This is a genomic window from Micromonospora sp. A3M-1-15, assembly GCF_024213425.1.
Lineage (GTDB): Bacteria > Actinomycetota > Actinomycetes > Mycobacteriales > Micromonosporaceae > Micromonospora > Micromonospora chersina.
This window is the reverse complement of the sequence record NZ_JANAVK010000010.1, coordinates 73,637-92,070: the sequence shown is the minus strand read 5'-3', so window position 1 is coordinate 92,070 and position 18,434 is coordinate 73,637. Positions and strand designations below refer to the sequence as shown.

The following is an 18,434-nucleotide window of genomic DNA, read 5'->3' as shown; positions in this document are numbered from 1 at the left end:
TCCGGGCATCCGGATGCTGAACATTTTGCGGGAACGGCCACGGGCGTGGCCGCCCGCCGCCCAGGATCGTCAGGTGGGGAAGTGACACCAGCTGCCTGGGGGGCGACACGCATGAGGTTCTCCGTGGTTGAGACCGGTTACGACCAGCGGCAGGTGGACTCCTGCCTGGACGAGCTGGGAATCCGGTTGGTCCGGCTCGCCGCCCGCGCGGAGAGCGCCGCCGGCGCCGGCCGGGAGTGGGACCAGATCCGGGAGGACGCGACCCACCTCTGCGACTTCCTGCGCCGCCGCACCGCCGTCGTGGACGGCGAGGTGACCGCCGGGACGGCCGCCGAGCGGGAGGCCGCCGCGCTGCTGGCCCAGGCCCGCGGCGAGCTGGAGGCCGCCCGCGAGGAGGCCCGCCAGGTACGCGAGCAGGCGTACGCCGAGGCGGTCCGTGCGCGCCGGGACTTCGAGGCGGCGCTGCTGGCCCGCCGCCGACGCGAGGCCCGTGTCGACGAGGTCCTCGCCGGGGTACGCGGCGACGTGGTGCCCCCGGAAACCCCGACCGCCGCCGCGGGGCTGCCGACCGGTGGGCGCAACGCGGCCTGAGCGCCCGCTCAGACCAGCGCCGCCACCACGGTGGTGGCCCGCTCCTCGTGCTGCGCGTACGCGTCGGGGAAGGCGGAGACCTGCACCGCCTGGGCCGCCGCCGTGAGGCTCAGCTCGGTCCAGTCGGGCACCTCGTTGAGCGCGGTGAAGAACGCGCGGGCCGCGTACGCCGGCCGCATGATCTCGGCGACGGTGCCCCAGCCGCTGCTGGGCCGCTGCTGGAACAGCCCGATCGAGTCGTGGTCGGAGCCGCTGCCCTGGTGCGGGTAGTCGAACGACTCGGGGAGCACGTCGCTGGCCAGGTTGTAGAGGTTGCTCTCCTGCATGGCGGTGGCGACGGCCACCACCAGCGCCCGGCGGGGCATCTTCATGGCCAGGCCGGCGTCGACGATCGCCTTGGCGTTGTCCATCTGCCGCTGGTCGAGGCCGGCGACCGGCCGGGGGTGCTTGGGCCGGACCGGCTTCTTCGGGGCCTTCCTGGTGGGCGTCGGGCTGGGCGTGGCGACCGGGATCGGGGTGACCGGCACGGCGACCGGCGGGGCGCTGCGCTCGAAGTCCCGGGAGGCACGCTGCTCGCTGGCGGCGGCCGCCCGGTCGGCGAGCGCCTCGCGGACCGGCTCGTGCGCCTGCCCGGTCGTCCGCGCGCCGACGACCCCGATCAGGCCGAGGCAGCAGGTCACGCCGGTGGCGACGGCGACCCGGGCGGGGGTGGAGCGGATCGGCCCGCGCCGTGCCGGCTCCGGGGCCCGGTGCCGCCCGATCGTCCGTTCGGCTGATGCCGGGTCGATCGTACGGCGAACGGGTGAGGTCTCGGTTGGCTGCTGTTCAGCGGGGTCGTCGGGATGCACCCGCCGAGGCTAGAAAGCTTCCCGGCCCTTGCCATCGGGGTGGTTGGTGGCATGCGTCACAGTTTGCCGCTATCCGCCCCCGCATTACGCTCGGTAGAACATGAATTCGATCTCTCTCGCCTTTCGTATTTTCCGGTCATGTCGGAAAGTCCGGAACGGAACGTACGCATGATCATCTTTTTGGCGGTTCCGGCCGGCCTCCTCCGTTCGGGGGAGGTCAGGCCCGTCACCTGGGCGTACTCGCCTGGGCCGGAGAGGCCAGGCGGCCGGTCCGGGGGACGTACTCGGATCGCCACTACCCGCGGGCCGGCGGCTCGATACGATGCGGACGGTGACGGAGCAGATGGTCGATGAGCGGGCCGCCGGAGAACCCGCCGGCCGTCGGGGCCGGCGAGGGCTGATCGTCGGTGTCTGCGCCGTCCTGCTCGCCGTGCTTCTGGTCGGCCACCGCGCGGTGCCCAACGTGCACGGCCTGGGCAGCCTCGTGGACAGCGCCACGCCACTGCTCGGGCTCGGCGTACCCCTGCTCGCGCTCGCGGCGCTGCTGCGCCGGTCCCGGCCGGCCCTGCTCGCGGTCCTGCTGCCGGCGGTCGTCTGGGCGGCCCTCTACGGTGGGGCCTGGCTGCCGCCGGCCTCCGGCGCGGGCGCCACCTCGCTGCGGGTTGCCAGCCAGAACCTGCGCTCCGGCAACCCCGACCCGGCCACCACGGTCGACGCCCTCGCCGACGCCGACCCGGACCTCATCGGGCTTCAGGAGGTCGACGACGGCGACCGGGTCGCCGCCGCGCTGGCCGGCCGCTACCCGCACCGGGCCACGGTCTCCACCGTCGCGCTGTGGAGCCGCTGGCCGATCCGCGAGGCACGCGGCGTGGACACCGGCCTCGGCTGGGAACGGGCCCTGCGGGCCGTGGTCGCCGCCCCGCAGGGCGACCTCGCGGTGTACGTGGTCCACCTCGGCTCGGCCCGCGCCGGGCACACCGCCACCCGCGACGAGACCGTCGCCGCCCTCGCCGCCACCGTCCGGGCCGACGACGCGCCTCGGCTCGTGGTGCTCGGCGATCTGAACACCGCCACCACCGACCGGGTCTTCGCGCCGCTCACCCACCTGCTGCGCGACGCCCAGGCCGACGCCGGACAGGGCTTCGGGTTCACGTGGCCGGCCGACCTTCCGGTGACCCGCCCCGACCACGTCCTCTTCCGGGGGCTCACCCCCACCGCGGCCGGCGTGCTGCACACCCCCGACAGCGACCACCGGGCGGTGACCGCCGGCTTCCGCTGGTGAACGGTCAGTGCCGGCCGTTCTCCGCCGGGGTGACGGTCAGCCGGTGCCGGCTGTTGTCGCCGCTGGAGAACGGCCAGAGCCGGTCCGCGTGCGCCACCAGGTCGGCAAGCTGCTCACGGGTGAGGCCGGCCGAGGAGATCTCGGCGTGCACGTCGGCCCGGTACCGGCCGTCGTCGTCACGGCCCAGCTTCGCCGCCGCGGTCACCTCGACGGTGTGCGCCTCGTCGGTGATCTCACCGGCCGCCTCCACCGCCGCGTGGTGCAGGCAGGAGGCGAACGCGGCCGCCAGGAGCTGTTCGGGCGTCAGACCGGTGCAGTGCGGCGCCAACGGGGACGCCAGGGCGGAGGAGAGACCGCCGTCTTCGGTGCGTACGTGACCGCCCGCGGCGGTCGCCGTGGCCGTCTCGGCCAGCCAGGAACTCGGATCCGGCATCGCGTTCCTCCCGTCACTCACCCGCCCGGCTACCCGGCCCCCGGCCGGCGAAACCGCGCCTGAGCAGGCAGCGCCGGTGGGCTACGCGGTGTCACCGCCGGTCCGACCGGGGGGATGCTGCGCGGCGCCTTTGCTCTGCAGCCACGGAGGCAACAGTTGCGGTGAGTGACCACGCCGGCCGGGGGCGTGCCCGCCGGCGTGGAGAAAGGGCAGCTCAGGATGGTGGTGCGCGGAGGGCTGCAGAGCAAAGGCGGGAAGAAGCCTCCCCGGCCCTCGCCGGGGCCGTTACTGATGGTGAACGCGGCGGCGCCTGCACGCACAGTGACCTCTGCGTCGGGTGAGCGGTGCCGATGAACGCCGGACAGGAGGGATGGCTCGGCGAGGTCTGCCCTACGGCGTCAGCCGGCCCGGCCCGTCGGGTACGCGTCGACGGCGACCGCCTCGGTCGCCTCGGCGGCGGCCCGCTCGGTCCACGGCGACACCGGCACGCGCCGCTGGCGGGGAGCCGCGGCGACCATCGGCACGTAGACGCGGGCGTCCACCACCTCGGCGAGCAGCAGCGCGGCCATCAGGCTGCTCGGCCGGGCGGTCGGGTCGGTGGCGAGGCAGCGCCGGCACAGATCGGCCGCCTCGGCCGGCAACCCGTCGATCTCGGGCAGCGGCTCCGGCGCCCGGCGCCGGCCCGAACGGAGCAGCTGGGTGGTGGTGTCGGCCGTGTACGGGAGGCGACCGGTCAGGCAGTAGTAGAGGAGCACGCCCAGGGCGTACATGTCGGCGGCGGGGGTGGCCGGCTGCCGGTCGAGCTGCTCCGGCGCCAGGTACGCCGGCGTGCCCACCACGATTCCGTCCGGGGTGTGGTCCGGCGCGCCCGCCGGGGTGGCGATCCCGAAGTCGAGCACCTTCACCCCGGCCGGGGTCAGGATCACGTTCGCCGGCTTCACGTCCCGGTGCACGATGCCGTGCGCGTGCGCGGCCGCCAGGGCGGCGCTCACCTCGGCGCAGACCCGTACCGCGATCCGCCAGTCCAGCGGGCCGCCGCGCAGGTGGGCGGCGAGCGTCTCCCCCTCGGCCAGTTCCATCACGATGTACGGCAGCGCGCGTCCGTCCGGCAGGGCGGCCGTGCCGAAGTCGTGCACGCTGGCCACGTTCGGGTGCACCAGCCGGGCCGCCGAGCGGGCCTCGGCTCGGATCCGCTCCACCGACGTGGCCTCCCCGTCCAGTCCCGGCGAGATCAGCTTCACCGCGACGGTCCGGTCGAGGACGAGGTCGTGCGCCCGCCACACCTCGGACATCCCGCCGATGCCGACGCGCCGTTCGAGCTCGTACCGCCCGCCCAGCGTCCTCATCGACCACTCCTCGTCCTCGTTCGGTCCCCTCCGGTCTCGCTACCCGAGCCCCGAGCAGGGCAAACCGCCGGGGTTACCGCCCCCGGGCGGGGTAGCTTCGCGGGCAGGGGATCGTGTCGACGTCGAGACGGAGGGTGACCGTGGGTCTGGTGCGCGTACGGTTCGTCGGCGGGCCGGCCGACGACCTGGTCCGGGACCTGCCCGCCGACCCGGACGGGTCGCCGCCACCGCGGTGGATCCTGCGCCACCCCGACCGGCCGCCCGGCGGCGAGGCGGACCACCTCTACGAGCGCGACCACCACCACGACGGGGGCGACTGGACGATGCGCTACGTGCGCACCGACCCGTTCGGCGCCACCGAGTGAGCCCGGTCAGGCCGCCCGCGCGCCGGTGGTGTCGAGGATGACCGAGGCGACAAGCTCCGGGTCGTCGTGCATCGGCACGTGCCCGCAGCCGGTCAGGCCCAGGTGCCGGGCCGCCGGCAGCCGGGTCCGGGCCAGCGCGGCCTGCCGGTAGGGCAGGATCCGGTCCCGGGTTCCCCAGGCGACCGTCACCGGCACGGTCGGCGCGCCGGCGAACGCGTAGCCGCGGCCGGCGCGGGCCACCGCGCGGAAGGCCCGCGCCTCGCGCAGCGCCCGCGCGTCGGCCAGCGCCTCGGCCAGCGCCATCCGGTTCGGTCGGGCCAGGATCATGCCCAGGGCGAGGGTGCGCAGCGCCGGGTTGCCGAACAGCGAGCGCAGCACCGGCTCGGGCAGCCGCGCCGCGTTGCGGTGCAGGGTGAGCACGGTGAGCGCCCAGCGCAGCTCGCGCGGGGTGCAGAAGCCGGCGGGGGAGAGGGCGGTGGCCGAGGAGACCGCACCGGAGGCGGCCAGCTCCAGCGCGATGGCCCCGCCGAGGCTGTTGCCCGCCACGTGCGGGCGCTCCAGCCCGAGCGCGGCGAACAGCTCCACGACCGCGGCCACCAGGCCGGGCATGTCGGCGGGCAGGCCGGCGGCGGGCACCGGCGAGCGGCCGAAGCCGGGTAGGTCGACGGCGATCACGTCGTGCGCCTCGGCGAGCCGGTCCAGCACCGGTGACCAGGCGGCCCAGTGGTGCCCGATGCCGTGCAGCAGCACCAGCGGGGCGCCGGCCCCCCGCCGCTCGAAGACCACCTCCACGCCACTCATTGCCGCACGTCCGGCGTGCTCGCTCCGAAGCCCCGGCCCAGCGCCCGGGTCTGCTCCTCGATCAGCGGGACCGTGTCCCTCGCGGTCCGGCCGATCAGCCGGTCGGCGAGCGGGCTGACCAGCACCGACCGGACTGCCTGCACGACGCCGACGGCTCGTGGCACGTAGACCCGCCGCCGGCGGCGCTCGATCGCCCGGACGAACGCCGCGGCGCACTCCTGCACCGTGGTGGTCCGCCGCATCGGCCAGGGCAGCTTCGCCAGCGCCGCCTCGAACGCCGGCAGGTCGGCCCGCGCCTCGCGGACCAGGTCGGTGTCCACCCAGGACGGGTGCGCCGTGCCCACGGCCACCCCGCGGTGCGCCAGCTCGAGCCGGATGGCCGTGCCGAAGTGCTCGACCCCGGCCTTCGAGGCGCAGTAGGCGGCCATTCCCGGCAGCGCGGCGAACGCGGCGGCGGACGAGACGATCAGCAGGTAGCCCCGGCGGGCGGTGAGCGCCGGCACGGTCGCCGCCGCGGTGCGCATCGCCCCGATGAGGTTCACCTCGACCGTGCGGACCAGCGCCTCGACGTCGCCGACGGCGATGGTGCCCCGGTTGGCCACCCCGGCGTTCGCCACCACCGCGTCGATGCCGCCCAGCGCCGCGACCGTGCCGTCGACCGCGGCGGCCAGCTCGGCCTGGTCGGTGACGTCGGCGGGAAACCACACGTGCCCGGGACCGAGCTCCGCGGCGAGCGCGGCGAGGCGGTCGGGCTCCAGCCCGACCAGCGCCAGCCGTGCGCCCCGGGCGGCGGCGAGCCGGGCGGTGTGCTCGCCGATGCCCCGGGCCGCCCCGGTCACCAGCACGACCTTGCCGGCCAGCCGGCCGGCGGGACGACCGTCGATGGACATGCCGGCAAGTTACCACCGGGTAGCAGGCTGGGGAAGGCCCGTCCGGCGTGTCCGCGGCCAGGCCCGGACGCCCTGTCCGGCCAGCCATTCCGGGCCGCCCGCGCCGCGGGCCAGCGCGCCCACCGCCAGCATCGCGGCCCGCGCGGCGTCGGGCGCGGCCACCGTCACCGCGGACCACGGCGAGTCCGGCGCGGCGCCGGTGCGGGGATCGCGTACCCCGCCGCCGTCCGGGCGCAGCACGTCGGCCGTGACCAGCGCGCCGCCGGTCAGCGTGGCCGGCCCGTGCGCGACCCGCCAGCCGCCCGCCGGCGCCGGCCCCGCGGCGGCCACCCGGGACCCGACCGCCACCAGCACCCCGATCCCGTGCCGGGCCGCCACCTGCTCGGCGCACCGCTGCACCAGGTACGCCCCGGCCGTCGCGCCCAGGTCCAGCCAGAGCGGCGGGGGCACCGCCAGCAGGTCCCCGCGCAGCGACACCGCCCGCCAGCCCTCGCCCCGGTCCACCCGCCCCCAGCCCGAGCCGCAGGCCGGCAGCGGGGCCACCGACCGGCGCAGCCGGGCCGCGCCGACCGTCGGGTCCACCGCGCCGCCGCTCGCCTCCGCCGCGCCCAGCGACACCGCCACCAGGTCGCGCAGCAGCGGACCGACCGGCACCGCCCGGCCGGCCGCCCGGTGCGCCCGGGACAGCTCCAGGTCGACCGCGCGCAGCCCGGCCAGCCGGCGCGCCACCTCGCGGCGGGCCGCCGGCAGCGCCGTACGATCGGACACCGCCACCCGGACCGCCGCACCACGACTCCACCACCGGAGCTCGAAGAACCCGTCCACGCTCATGCGCCGAGCGTCCCCGGCGAGGCTGGAGGGGACGTGGGCCGTGCCTGTGCTCCGGCTGTGCGTCCGCCCCGACGACCCGACCGCGCGGATCCCCGCGGCCGGCCCGCACAGCTGGTACACAGGATCAGGACAGGACCGGCACAGCGGGTGCGCCCACGATGGGGGTCATGGTCATGAACGGGCAGGCCGCGCAGGGCCGGATCGAGCTGCGCCGACCCGACGGCGAACCGGTGCGGGTGCTGGTGGTGGACGACGAGCCGACGCTCACCGACCTGCTCTCGATGGCGCTGCGCTACGAGGGCTGGCAGGTGACGACCGCCGGCAACGGGATGGCGGCGATCAGCGCCGCCCGGCAGTTCAAGCCCGACGCCGTAGTGCTCGACGTCATGCTCCCGGACCTCGACGGCTTCCAGGTGCTGCGCCGGCTGCGCGAGCAGGCCCCCACCGTGCCGGTGCTCTTCCTGACCGCCCGGGACGCGGTGGAGGAGCGGATCGCCGGGCTCACCGTCGGCGGCGACGACTACGTCACCAAGCCGTTCAGCCTCGAAGAGGTGATCGCCCGGCTGCGCGCCCTGCTGCGCCGCTCCGGGTTCGCGGTCGCCGCCCGCGAGGAGGCGGTGCTCACCGTCGGCGACCTCAGCCTCGACGAGGACAGCCACGAGGTACGCCGCGGCGGCGACCTCATCAACCTCACGGCTACCGAGTTCGAGCTGCTGCGCTACCTGATGCGCAACCCGCGCCGGGTGCTCAGCAAGGCGCAGATCCTCGACCGGGTCTGGAACTACGACTTCGGCGGCCAGGCCAACGTGGTCGAGCTGTACATCTCGTACCTGCGCAAGAAGATCGACGCGGGCCGCGAGCCCATGATCCACACCTTGCGCGGGGCGGGTTATGTCCTCAAGCCCGCGGAGTGACCGGGGCGGTCGGCTGCGTCGGCGGCTGGCCGGCTGGTCGCTGCGCCGCCGCCTGGTGCTCTCCGTGGTGGCGCTGCTGGCCCTGGTCAGCGTCGGCATCGGCGGCCTGACCACGATCGCCCTGCGCCACTTCCTGATCCGCCAGGTCGACGACCAGATCACGGCCGGCGACCGCCGACGCGAGAACGTGCCCGACATCTTCCGGGACCAGCCGACGCCCGGGCGGCCCGGCGACGCCGGGCAGTGCGAGGCGCTCCAACCACCGCCCGGCTTCCCCGTGAACTCCGTCGCCGTGAAGGTCGACGACGGTCAGGTCACCTGCGCCAAGATCAGGACCGGTCCGCGCGTGGTCGAGTCGTTGCCGGCGGAGCAGGCGGCGGACGCGGCCGGGCAACCCACCGACGGGCGGCCCCGCACCGTGGACATCGGGGACCGTGGCGACTACCGGGCCGTCGCCCATCAGATGGCCGACGGAGACGTCCTGGTCTTCGCCGTCCCGCTGTCCAGCGTCAACGACACGGTCATGTGGGTGCTGGTCGCCCAGGCCGGGCTGGTCACCGCCGGGCTGATCATCGCCGGCGGGCTCGGCGCGCTGATCGTCCGGGCGGCGCTGCGCCCGCTGAACCGGGTCGCCGCCACCGCCGCCCGGGTCACCGAGCTGCCCCTGGACCGGGGCGAGGTGGCCCTGTCGGTGCGGGTGCCGGCGGCCGACACCGACCCGCGTACCGAGGTCGGGCAGGTGGGCGGCGCGCTCAACCGGATGCTCGGCCACGTCGCCGCCGCGCTCGCCGCCCGGCAGGCCAGCGAGACGCGGGTACGCCAGTTCGTCGCCGACGCCAGCCACGAGCTGCGTACCCCCCTCGCCGCCATCCGCGGCTACGCGGAGGTGGCCCGGCGCGGCCGGGACGAGGTCCCCCCGGACGTGGCGCACGCCCTGCGCCGGGTGGAGTCGGAGAGCACCCGGATGACCAGCCTCGTCGACGACCTGCTGCTGCTCGCCCGGCTCGACTCCGGCCGTCCGCTCGCGGTCGAGCCGGTAGACCTCACCGCCATGGTGGTCAACGCGGTGAGCGACGCCCACGTGGCCGGCCCCGAGCACCGCTGGCAGCTCGACCTGCCCGACGAGCCGCTGAGCGTCACCGGCGACGCCCACCGGCTGCACCAGGTGCTGGCGAACCTGCTCGCCAACGCCCGCGTGCACACCCCGCCCGGCACCACGGTGACCACCCGGCTCACGCCGGTGGCCGGTGGCGTCGAGCTGAGCGTCACCGACGACGGCCCCGGCATCCCCGCGGAGCTGCAGCCGGAGGTCTTCGAGAGGTTCGCCCGCGGCGACAGCTCGCGCTCCCGGGCGCACGGCAGCACCGGCCTCGGGCTGGCCATCGTTGCCGCCGTGGTGGAGGCCCACCACGGCCAGGTCGAGGTGGCGAGCCGCCCCGGGCGGACCGTCTTCACGGTGCGGCTGCCCGAACGCACAGCTGGCGCATAGGCCGCTCACGGGGCCGGGTCAGCGGGCCGCCCGAGGCTTGCCGGCATGGACAGAACAGAGAGCCTGCTGACCGCGCCCACGGCCGGGTCGCCCGCGACCGACCCGGCCCCCGCGCCCGCCCCGGAACCGGTCCCGACCCCGGCGCCAACGGCGGCCGAGCCGCCCCGTCGCGACCCGCGCTGGACCCGACCGGCGCTGCTCGGCCTGCTGCTGGCCACCGCCCTGCTCTACCTCTGGGGCCTGGGCGCCTCGGGCTGGGGCAACGCGTTCTACTCGGCGGCCGTGCAGGCCGGCTCGGAGAGCTGGAAGGCGTTCTTCTACGGCTCCTCCGACGCGGCCAACTCGATCACCGTCGACAAGACCCCCGCCTCGCTCTGGCTGATGGCCCTCTCCGTCCGCGTCTTCGGGTTGAGCAGCTGGTCGATCCTGGTGCCACAGGCGCTGCTCGGCGTCGCCTCGGTCGGCGTCCTGTACGCCGCCGTCCGCCGCTGGTACGGGCCGGTCGCCGGCCTGCTCGCCGGCGCCGTGCTCGCGGTCACCCCGGTGGCCACGCTGATGTTCCGGTTCAACAACCCGGACGCCCTGCTGGTGTTCCTGCTGGTCGCCGCCGCGTACGCGACGGTGCGCGCGGTCGAGACGGCCAGCACCCGGTGGATCACGCTGACCGGCGCGCTGGTCGGCCTCGGCTTCCTCACCAAGATGCTCCAGGCGTTCCTGGTGATCCCGGTCTTCGCAGGGGTCTACCTGCTGGCCGCGCCCACCGGCTTCTGGCGGCGGCTCCGCCAGCTGCTGCTCTCCGGGCTGGCCGTGGTGGTCGCCGCCGGCTGGTGGGTGGCGATCGTCGAGCTGGTGCCGGCGAGCGCCCGCCCGTACATCGGCGGTTCCCAGCACAACAGCATCCTGGAGCTGACCCTCGGCTACAACGGCCTCGGCCGGATCACCGGCGACGAGGAGGGCAGCGTCGGCGGCGCCGGCCGGATGGGCGGCGGGGGCGGGGGCCCGTTCTCCGGACAGTCCGGCCTGCTGCGGATGTTCGACACCGAGGTCGGCGGCCAGATCTCCTGGCTGCTGCCGGCCGCGCTGATTCTGCTGGTCGCCGGGCTGTGGCTCGCCGGGCGGGCGGCGCGTACCGACCGGACCCGGGCCGGGTTGCTGCTCTGGGGCGGGTGGCTGCTGGTCACCGGGCTGATCTTCAGCTTCATGTCCGGGATCTTCCACGCGTACTACACGGTGGCGCTGGCCCCGGCGGTCGGCGCGCTGGTGGGCATCGGGGCGACCCTGCTCTGGCGCGCCCGGACGACACCGGCCGTGGGCGGACCGCCGGCCTCGGGACGGTGGCGCCGGTTCGCCGCGACCGTGATCCTGGCCGGCACCCTCGCGGTGACCGCCTGGTGGTCCTGGCGCCTGCTCGGCCGCAGCGCCGACTGGTACCCGTGGCTGCGCACCGCCGTGCTCGTCGTCGGCCTGGCCGCCGCCGCGCTGCTGGTCGTCGCCGACCGTCTGCCCCGGCGGGTGGCCCCGGTGCTGCTCGCGCTCGGCGCGGCGGCCGCGCTCGCCGGCCCGGTGGCCTACTCGCTCCAGACGGCGGCGACCGCGCACACCGGCTCGATCCCCAGTGCCGGCCCGTTCGTGCAGGGCGGCTTCGGCCCCGGCGGCCGCGGCGGGTTCCCGGGTGGCGGCCGGATGCCGGGCGGCATGGAACTCCCCGGCGGCCAGTTCCCGGGCGGCCAGCTCCCCGGCTTCCCGGGCGGCCGGAACGGCGGCACGGCGCAGAACGGCGGGATCGCGCCCGGCGGCGGCCCGCAGTTCCCCGGCGGCGGCCGGTCGCAGGGCGGCGGCATGGGTGGGCTGCTCGACGCCCGCGAGCCGAGCGCCGAGCTGAAGGCACTGCTGGAGGCCGACGCGGACGACTACACCTGGGTCGCCGCGACGGTCGGCTCGAACAACGCCTCCGGCTACCAGCTCGCCACCCGCGAGCCGGTGATGCCGATCGGCGGCTTCAACGGCAGCGACCCGTCGCCGACCCTCGCCCAGTTCCAGCGGTACGTCAGCGAGGGCAGGATCCACTACTTCATCGGCGGCGGCGGTTTCCGGGCCAACGGCGGCAGCGACGCCTCCGCCGAGATCGCCGGCTGGGTCGCCGAGAAGTTCACGGCGCAGACCGTCGACGGCGTGACCGTGTACGACCTGAGCAGCGGAAAGCAGGGCTGAGCGATGACCAACACGCGCGAACCCCGGGCCGCGGTGCAGGCCCGGCCCACGGCGCCCGCGGCGGTGCTGGACGTGGTGGTGCCGGTCTACAACGAGGAGGCCGATCTCGCTCCCTGCGTCCGGCGGCTGCACGCGCACCTCACCGCGCACTTCCCGTACCCGTTCCGGATCACCGTGGCGGACAACGCCAGCGTGGACGGCACCCTCGCGGTGGCCGAGGCGCTCGCCGCGGAACTGGCCGAGGTGGGGGTGCTGCACCTGGACGCCAAGGGGCGGGGCCGGGCGCTGCGGGCCGCCTGGTCGGCCTCACCGGCGCCGGTGCTGGCGTACATGGACGTGGACCTCTCCACCGACCTGGCGGCGCTGCTGCCGCTGGTCGCCCCGCTCATCTCCGGCCACTCGGACCTGGCCATCGGCACCCGGCTGGCGCGGACCAGCCGGGTGGTCCGGGGGGCCAAGCGGGAGGTGATCTCGCGCGGCTACAACCTGCTGCTGCGCGGCACCCTCGCGGTGCGCTTCTCCGACGCGCAGTGCGGGTTCAAGGCGATCCGCGCCGACGTGGCGGCCGGGCTGCTGCCGCTGGTGCAGGACACCGGCTGGTTCTTCGACACCGAGCTGCTGGTCCTGGCCCAACGGTCGGGGCTGCGGATCCACGAGGTGCCGGTCGACTGGGTCGACGACCCGGACAGCCGGGTGGACATCGTGGCCACCGCGATGGCCGACCTGCGCGGCATCTGGCGGCTGGGCCGGGCCCTGGTCACCGGGGCGCTGCCCCTGGCCGACCTGCGCGCCCAGCTCGGCCGGGCGCCGTTGCCCGCGCCGCCGGCGCAGGTACCGGCCGGGCTGCCCCGGCAGCTCGCCCGGTTCGCGGTGGTCGGGGTGGGCAGCACGCTCGCGTACCTGGTGCTGTTCCTGCTGGCCCGCGGCCCGCTCGGGGCGCAACCGGCGAACCTGCTGGCCCTGCTGGTGACGGCGGTGGCCAACACGGCGGCCAACCGGCGGCTCACCTTCGGCGTCACCGGCCGCCGGCACGCCGGCCGGCACCACCTTCAGGGGCTGCTCGCGTTCGCCCTCGGCCTGGCTCTGACCAGCGGCTCCCTGGCGGTGCTGCACGGCACGGCCGGCACCCCGCCCCGCGCCCTGGAACTGACGGTGCTGATCGCCGCCAACCTCGCGGCGACCGCCCTCCGCTTCACCCTGCTGCGTCTCGCCATGCACCACCGCGCCTGACCGCTCGCCAAGATCGGGAGCGGGGAGCGGGTCCCGACGTGGCAGGGTGGGGGCATGTACCGGGAGGAAGCGGCACCGGGAGTTCCGGGGGCCGTCCGGTGGGCGAGCGTCTCGCGCGGCGAAGAGCCGGTGCGGGTGCTGCCGGACGGGTGCCTGGACCTGCTCTGGTCCAGCCGGTCCGGGCTGCTGGTCGCCGGACCCGACCGGCACGCGCACCTGTCGGTGAGCGTGCCGGGGGAGCGGTGGGTCGGGCTGCGGCTCCCGCCGGGCACCGGGCCCGCGGTGTTCGGGGTCCCCGCCGATGAGCTGCGCGACCAGCGCGTGCCTCTCGGCGACCTGTGGGGGCCGGCCGCCGCCGAACTGGCCGACCGCGTCGCGACTGCCGGCGCGTCATCCGCGACCGCCGGTCGGGACCGGCGAGGACACCCGGGACGGCTCCCGGCCGGCTCGCCCACCGCGCCCGCCGACGGCCCGGCCGCGCCGGCGCTCGGCGAACTGCCGGCAGGGTCCATCGCCGCCCTGCTGGAGGAGGTCGCGTTGCGCCGGCTGCGGACGGCGGGCGGGCCCGACCCGCTCGGCGCCCGGGTCGCCGCCCGGCTGGCGGCCGGCGCGACCGTCGCCGCCACCGCCGCCGAGGTCGGCCTCGGCGCGCGGGCCCTGCACCGGCGCAGCCAACTCCTCTTCGGGTACGGCCCGAAGACCCTCGCCCGCATCCTGCGGATGCGCCGCGCCCTCGGCCTGGCCCGCGCCGGCACTCCGCTGGCCGAGGTCGCCGTCCTGGCGGGGTACGCCGACCAGGCGCACCTCACCCGCGAGGTGACGGAACTCGCCGGGGTCCCCCCGACCCGCCTGCTGCCGCCCGCCGGCGACTGATCATGGACAGTTACCGTCCCGCTCGAACGGCAGCTGTCCAAGATCGGCGGGAGACGCGGCCGTGGCTCACTCGGACTTGAGCGGGGCGAACAGGTCGACGCCGTTGCCGTCGGGGTCGTGCAGGACGGCGTAGCGCTGGCCCCAGAAGGCGTCCCACGGCGCCAGGTGCCCGTGGTGGCCGGCGGCGGTCAGCTCGCCGTACCAGCGGTCCACCTCGACCGGGTCGGCGCAGCGGAAGGCCAGGGCGGCGCGCGGGCCGCCGGTCGCCGGGGCGTAGCCGGGGTCGAAGCCGCGGATGGTCTCGACGGTGTCCCACGCGAGCCGGACGCCGTTGTCGAGGGTGATCTCCACGTGCGGCTCGCGTTCCGCGCCGGCCGGGACCGGCAGGCCGAGCCGGCGGTAGAAGTCCAGGGTGCGCCCCATGTCGGTGACGACCATTCCGATGAGATCGAACTGCGGTGTCATGCGGTCACGGTAGGAGCCGGTCGGCCCGCCCGTCTTGAACGGATCGGACGGGGGACGAGTGACCGGTGTGGCCCGCACGTCCGGGAGCGGGAGCGTACGGTGTGGGACAAGTCCGGCTTAGAGCGGTAAAGCTCTCATATCGGGCCGGACTCCGATGACTGGCGAAGGAAGGGAGCTGGCCGTGACGCACCTGGCCTACCTGGACGCGGGATCCGGCAGCCTGATCGTGCAGGCGGTGGTCGGAGGGGTGGCCGGCGTGGCGGTGGCCGCCAAGCTCTACTGGCGACGGCTGGTGGCGCGGTTCCGCCGGCAGCCCACCGACCAGGGCTGACCGGCGTGGCGGCTCCCGACACCGGCCTGCGCGCCGAGCCCGGCTCCTTCCGCGACCCCGGCAACCGGGTCTTCCACCGCGCCGGCGAGGTGCTGCGCGGGCTCGACGAGCGGTCCGCGCGCGACTGGCGCGCCCTGGCGGCCAGCGACTTCTTCCGCGACCTGCTCGCCGGCGGTCAGGTCTGCGGCACCCAGGAGGTGTTCCCCACCCCGGTCGACGTGCCCTGGGCCGCGGTGCTGCGCCACGAGCGGATCCCGTTCGTCTCGCATCCCTACGAGTGGTCGTACGGGATGCTCCGGGACGCCGCCCTGCTGCACCTGGAGGTGCTGCGGGCGGCGCTGGCCGCCGGCTTCACCACCAAGGACGGCTCCGCGTACAACGTGCAGTGGCGGGGCGCCCGGCCGGTCTTCATCGACGTCGGTTCGTTCGAGGCGGCCCGCGACGGCGAGCCCTGGGCCGGCTACCGGCAGTTCTGCCAGACCCTGCTCTACCCGCTGCTGGTCCAGGCCCACCTCGGGCTGGACTTCCAGCCCTTCCTGCGGGCGCGGATCGACGGCATCGAGCCGGACCAGATGCGCCGGCTCTTCGGCGGGGCCCGGCGCTGGCGGGCCGGGGTGCTCACCCACGTGCACCTGCACGGCGCCATGCAGGACCGCAACGCCGAGGCCAGCACCAGCGCGGTGCGCGCCCAGCTGCGGGCCGCCGGCTACTCGCGCGAGCTGGCCCTGGCCACCGTGCGCGGTCTGGCGAAGCTGGTCCGCCGGCTGGACCACCGGCCGGGGGAGAGCCACTGGTCGGACTACCAGCGCACCTGCGCGTACTCGGTGCCGGACCGCCAGGTCAAGGAGCACTTCGTTGACCGTGCGGTGGCCGCGACCGGGCCCGGCCGGGTGCTCGACCTGGGCGCGAACGACGGCCGGTACGCCCGGATCGCCGCCCGGCACGCCGACCACGTGGTCGCCGTCGAGCAGGACCCGGCCGTGGTGGACGCCCTCTACCGGGCGCTGCGCGACGAGGGGGAGCGGCGGATCCTGCCGCTGGTGATGGACCTGGCCGACCCGTCCCCGGGCGGCGGCTGGCGGGGCGTCGAGCGGGCGTCCTTCGCCGACCGGGCCCGGGCCGACGTGGTGCTCGCCCTGGCCGTGGTGCACCACCTGGCGATCGGCCGGAACGTGCCGCTGCCCGAGGTGCTGGACCAGCTCGCCGCGCTGACCGTGACCGGCGGCAGCCTGGTGGTCGAGTTCGTCCACCCGGAGGACCCGATGGCCCGCCGGCTGCTGGCCAACAAGCCGGACGGGCTCTTCCCGGACTACCGCCGGGAGGTGTTCGAGTCGCTGCTCGCGGCGCGGGGGCGGGTCGTGGCGCGCACCGAACTGCCGTCGGGCACCCGCACCCTCTACCAGGTGGTGGTGGGTGGCTGAGGGCACGCTCGCGCCCCCGCAGGCGCCGCCGGCGAGCCCGGAGCGGCCCCGGGCTCGGGGTGGTTGGCGTGGCGAGGTGGGCCGGCTCCTGGAGGTGGTGGCGCTGGTCGGGCTCGTGGTGACCCAGCCGCTGCTGGACGTGCTCGGCCGCAGCCCCGACTTCTTCCTGTTCCACCGCGCCTCCCGGGCCGACGTGCTGCTCCTGGTGGCGCTGGTCGCGATCGCGCCGACCGTGCCGTTCGCCCTGCTCGGCGCGGTCGGCCTGGTCGCCGGTCGGCTCGCCCGGGTGGCCGTGCACACGCTTGTCGTGGGGCTGCTGCTGGCCGCGCTCGCGGTCCAGGTGGGCCGGCACGTCACGCCGCTGCGGGGCGTACCCCTGCTGCTCGTGGCGGGTGTGGCCGGCGCCGCCGCGGCGGCCGCCCACCGGCGGTGGCGGGCCCCGGGCCGGGTGCTGCGGGTGGCCGCGGTCGGGCCGCTGGTCTTCGTCGGCCTGTTCCTTTTCGCCTCGCCGGCCTCGGCCGTGGTGCTGCCCCGCGGGCACGGCGGCGCCGCCGGGGTGGCCGGCGCCGGCGCGCACCCGCCGGTGGTCATGATCGTCCTGGACGAGCTGCCGCTGGTCTCCCTGCTCGGCCCGGACGGCCGGATCGACGCCACCCGGTATCCGCACTTCGCCGAGCTGGCCGGCGGCTCGACCTGGTACCGCAACGCCACCGGCGTCAGCGGCTGGACGCCCTACGCGCTGCCGGCCATGCTCACCGGGCGCTACCCTGCCGAGCCGTTCGCCCCGCACTACTCGCAATATCCGGACAACCTGTTCACCGCGCTCGGTGGCCTGTACGACATCAAGGCCGAGGAGAGCATCACCCGGCTCTGCCCGCCCAGCCGCTGCGAGCAGCCGGTCAGCCCCGAGCAGGGGCTCGGCGTGCTGGTCCGGGAGAGCGGGAAACTGCTGCGCCAGGTGACCGCCCCGGTGGACAGCCGGATCGACCCGGAGGACTCCTACCGGGAGCAGACCCGGGCCGAGGTGGGGCTGGACGCGGCTGAGCCGGTGCCGGCCGACCCGAAGTTCCGCTGGGACACCCTCGACGACAACCAGCCGGCCCGGTTCACCGCCTTCCTCGCGGGGCTGCGCCCCACCGCCCGGCCGACCCTGCACTTCCTGCACCTGCTCATGCCGCACTCGCCGTGGGCGTACCTGCCGTCCGGGGCGCACTACGCCGCCCCCGAGGACCTGCCCAACGACGGGGCCGGCTGGGTGGACCTGGCCCGGGCCCGGCACCTCGCCCAACTCGGCTACACCGACCGGCTGATCGGCGAGACGCTGCGCACCCTGCGCGCCACCGGCCTCTACGACAAGGCGCTCGTGCTGGTCACCGCCGACCACGGGGTGAGCTTCCGCCAGGACTGGCAGGGCCGGGGGCTGGACGCCATCACGCACGCGGCCGACCAGGTGGCCTGGGTGCCGATGTTCGTGAAGGAGCCCGGCCAGCGAGCCGGCCGGGTCGACGACCGGAACTGGGAGCACGTGGACCTGCTGCCCACCATCGCCGACGAGACGCACGTGCGGATCCCCTGGCGGGTGGACGGCCGCTCGGCGAGGCAGGCCCCGCGCGAGCGCGCCGACAAGCGCTTCTACGACCGGCCCGGCCAGCCGCTGACGATCACCGGCGGGGTCCCGTCCCCGCCCGCCCCGCCGCCGCCCGACCCGCTGCTCGGCGCCCGCGTGGGGGACAGGCCTTCCGGGGGTACGGCCACGGTGGCCGACCTCGCCGCGTTCCGCGACGTCGACCCCGCGCACGGCGAACTGCCCGCGCTGGTCTGGGGGACGGTGCCCGCCTCGGTCCCGGACGGCACCCGGCTCGCGGTGGCGGTCAACGGCACGGTCGGCGCGGTCGTGCCGGTGGTCCGGCCCGACCCCGGCGGCCGGCGCTTCGCCGCGCTCCTGCCCGACGACCGGCTCTTCGCGGCCGGGTCCAACCGGCTCGACATCTACCGCGTCGGGGCCGACGGGACGCTGCGCCGGCTCACCCTCTCGTGATCATCCACGGCGGCGGCGGGTAGCCTTCCCAGCTCGGGGTGGTCGCGCTTCCACGGGGTTTCCGAGCCGGCAAGT

At 75.9% G+C, this 18,434-nt stretch carries 18 protein-coding genes; 11 read left to right on the top strand and 7 right to left on the bottom strand.

The annotated features are described in order from the left end of the window. Positions 1-111 precede the first annotated feature (111 nt). A complete protein-coding gene (locus NLX85_RS32690) occupies positions 112-591 on the top strand; it encodes an ATPase (RefSeq protein ID WP_254341723.1) in 480 nt (159 codons plus the stop codon). An 8-nt stretch (positions 592-599) separates the two neighbouring features. On the opposite strand, the gene NLX85_RS32685 is transcribed toward NLX85_RS32690, so the two are convergent. Then, positions 600-1,439: a hypothetical protein gene (locus NLX85_RS32685; RefSeq protein WP_254341721.1), complete on the bottom strand. Its 840-nt coding sequence runs from the start codon at positions 1,437-1,439 to the stop codon at positions 600-602. Between the two features lie 331 nt (positions 1,440-1,770). On the opposite strand from NLX85_RS32685, the gene NLX85_RS32680 reads away from it, so the two are divergent. Continuing rightward, entirely contained in the window at positions 1,771-2,721 is a 951-nt protein-coding gene (locus NLX85_RS32680; RefSeq protein WP_254341720.1) for an endonuclease/exonuclease/phosphatase family protein, read from the top strand. Between the two features lie 4 nt (positions 2,722-2,725). Here the strand turns inward: NLX85_RS32680 and NLX85_RS32675 are convergent, their stop codons facing one another. Together NLX85_RS32675 and NLX85_RS32670 are read right to left on the bottom strand one after the other, a co-directional pair. After that, positions 2,726-3,154 (bottom strand): OsmC family protein, encoded by a 429-nt coding sequence (locus NLX85_RS32675; RefSeq protein ID WP_091309083.1) that lies wholly within the window; start codon positions 3,152-3,154, stop codon positions 2,726-2,728. Between the two features lie 398 nt (positions 3,155-3,552). Then, positions 3,553-4,500 (bottom strand): serine/threonine-protein kinase, encoded by a 948-nt coding sequence (locus NLX85_RS32670; RefSeq protein ID WP_254341717.1) that lies wholly within the window; start codon positions 4,498-4,500, stop codon positions 3,553-3,555. Positions 4,501-4,649: 149 nt separating this feature from the next. Between NLX85_RS32670 and NLX85_RS32665 the strand changes: the two genes are divergently transcribed. Then, on the top strand, positions 4,650-4,865 hold the full coding sequence (locus NLX85_RS32665) for a hypothetical protein (RefSeq protein WP_254341716.1): 216 nt from the start codon (positions 4,650-4,652) through the stop codon (positions 4,863-4,865). Between the two features lie 6 nt (positions 4,866-4,871). Here NLX85_RS32665 and NLX85_RS32660 read toward each other — a convergent pair whose 3' ends face one another. Genes NLX85_RS32660 through NLX85_RS32650 form a run of 3 tightly spaced genes read right to left on the bottom strand, consistent with a single transcriptional unit; the run spans position 4,872 to position 7,387 of the window. Then, complete coding sequence (locus NLX85_RS32660) at positions 4,872-5,666, bottom strand: alpha/beta fold hydrolase (protein WP_254341714.1); 795 nt, start codon at positions 5,664-5,666, stop codon at positions 4,872-4,874. Continuing rightward, complete coding sequence (locus tag NLX85_RS32655; RefSeq protein WP_254341712.1) at positions 5,663-6,556, bottom strand: SDR family oxidoreductase; 894 nt, start codon at positions 6,554-6,556, stop codon at positions 5,663-5,665. Before NLX85_RS32655 ends, NLX85_RS32660 begins: the two co-directional genes overlap by 4 nt. A 9-nt stretch (positions 6,557-6,565) precedes the next feature. Continuing rightward, positions 6,566-7,387, bottom strand: a complete 822-nt coding sequence (locus NLX85_RS32650; RefSeq protein WP_254341710.1) for an FAD:protein FMN transferase — start codon at positions 7,385-7,387, stop codon at positions 6,566-6,568. Between the two features lie 173 nt (positions 7,388-7,560). Between NLX85_RS32650 and NLX85_RS32645 the strand changes: the two genes are divergently transcribed. From NLX85_RS32645 to NLX85_RS32625, 5 genes are read left to right on the top strand one after another with little or no spacing between them, the layout of a single operon-like run. Further along, entirely contained in the window at positions 7,561-8,301 is a 741-nt protein-coding gene (locus NLX85_RS32645; protein ID WP_107079796.1) for a response regulator transcription factor, read from the top strand. Further along, on the top strand, positions 8,279-9,790 hold the full coding sequence (locus NLX85_RS32640; RefSeq protein ID WP_254341709.1) for a cell wall metabolism sensor histidine kinase WalK: 1,512 nt from the start codon (positions 8,279-8,281) through the stop codon (positions 9,788-9,790). Before NLX85_RS32645 ends, NLX85_RS32640 begins: the two co-directional genes overlap by 23 nt. A 45-nt stretch (positions 9,791-9,835) precedes the next feature. Next, positions 9,836-12,001, top strand: a complete 2,166-nt coding sequence (locus NLX85_RS32635) for a glycosyltransferase family 39 protein (protein WP_254341708.1) — start codon at positions 9,836-9,838, stop codon at positions 11,999-12,001. 3 nt (positions 12,002-12,004) lie between these two features. Next, a complete protein-coding gene (locus tag NLX85_RS32630; protein ID WP_254341707.1) occupies positions 12,005-13,231 on the top strand; it encodes a bifunctional glycosyltransferase family 2/GtrA family protein in 1,227 nt (408 codons plus the stop codon). A gap of 54 nt (positions 13,232-13,285) precedes the next feature. Next, positions 13,286-14,104 carry a helix-turn-helix domain-containing protein gene (locus NLX85_RS32625; protein ID WP_254341706.1) on the top strand — a complete coding sequence of 273 codons (819 nt, stop codon included), beginning with the start codon at positions 13,286-13,288 and terminating at the stop codon, positions 14,102-14,104. A 66-nt stretch (positions 14,105-14,170) separates the two neighbouring features. Here NLX85_RS32625 and NLX85_RS32620 read toward each other — a convergent pair whose 3' ends face one another. Then, a complete protein-coding gene (locus NLX85_RS32620; protein WP_254341704.1) occupies positions 14,171-14,569 on the bottom strand; it encodes a VOC family protein in 399 nt (132 codons plus the stop codon). Positions 14,570-14,750: 181 nt separating this feature from the next. Here NLX85_RS32620 and NLX85_RS32615 point away from each other — a divergent pair, with 181 nt between their 5' ends. From NLX85_RS32615 to NLX85_RS32605, 3 genes are read left to right on the top strand one after another with little or no spacing between them, the layout of a single operon-like run. Then, a complete protein-coding gene (locus NLX85_RS32615; RefSeq protein WP_167364301.1) occupies positions 14,751-14,900 on the top strand; it encodes a hypothetical protein in 150 nt (49 codons plus the stop codon). Positions 14,901-14,905: 5 nt separating this feature from the next. Then, entirely contained in the window at positions 14,906-16,321 is a 1,416-nt protein-coding gene (locus NLX85_RS32610) for a class I SAM-dependent methyltransferase (protein ID WP_374628785.1), read from the top strand. After that, positions 16,314-18,359, top strand: a complete 2,046-nt coding sequence (locus NLX85_RS32605; RefSeq protein WP_254341702.1) for a sulfatase-like hydrolase/transferase — start codon at positions 16,314-16,316, stop codon at positions 18,357-18,359. The genes NLX85_RS32610 and NLX85_RS32605 overlap by 8 nt, the downstream gene beginning before the upstream one ends. The last annotated feature ends 75 nt before the right edge of the window (positions 18,360-18,434 follow it).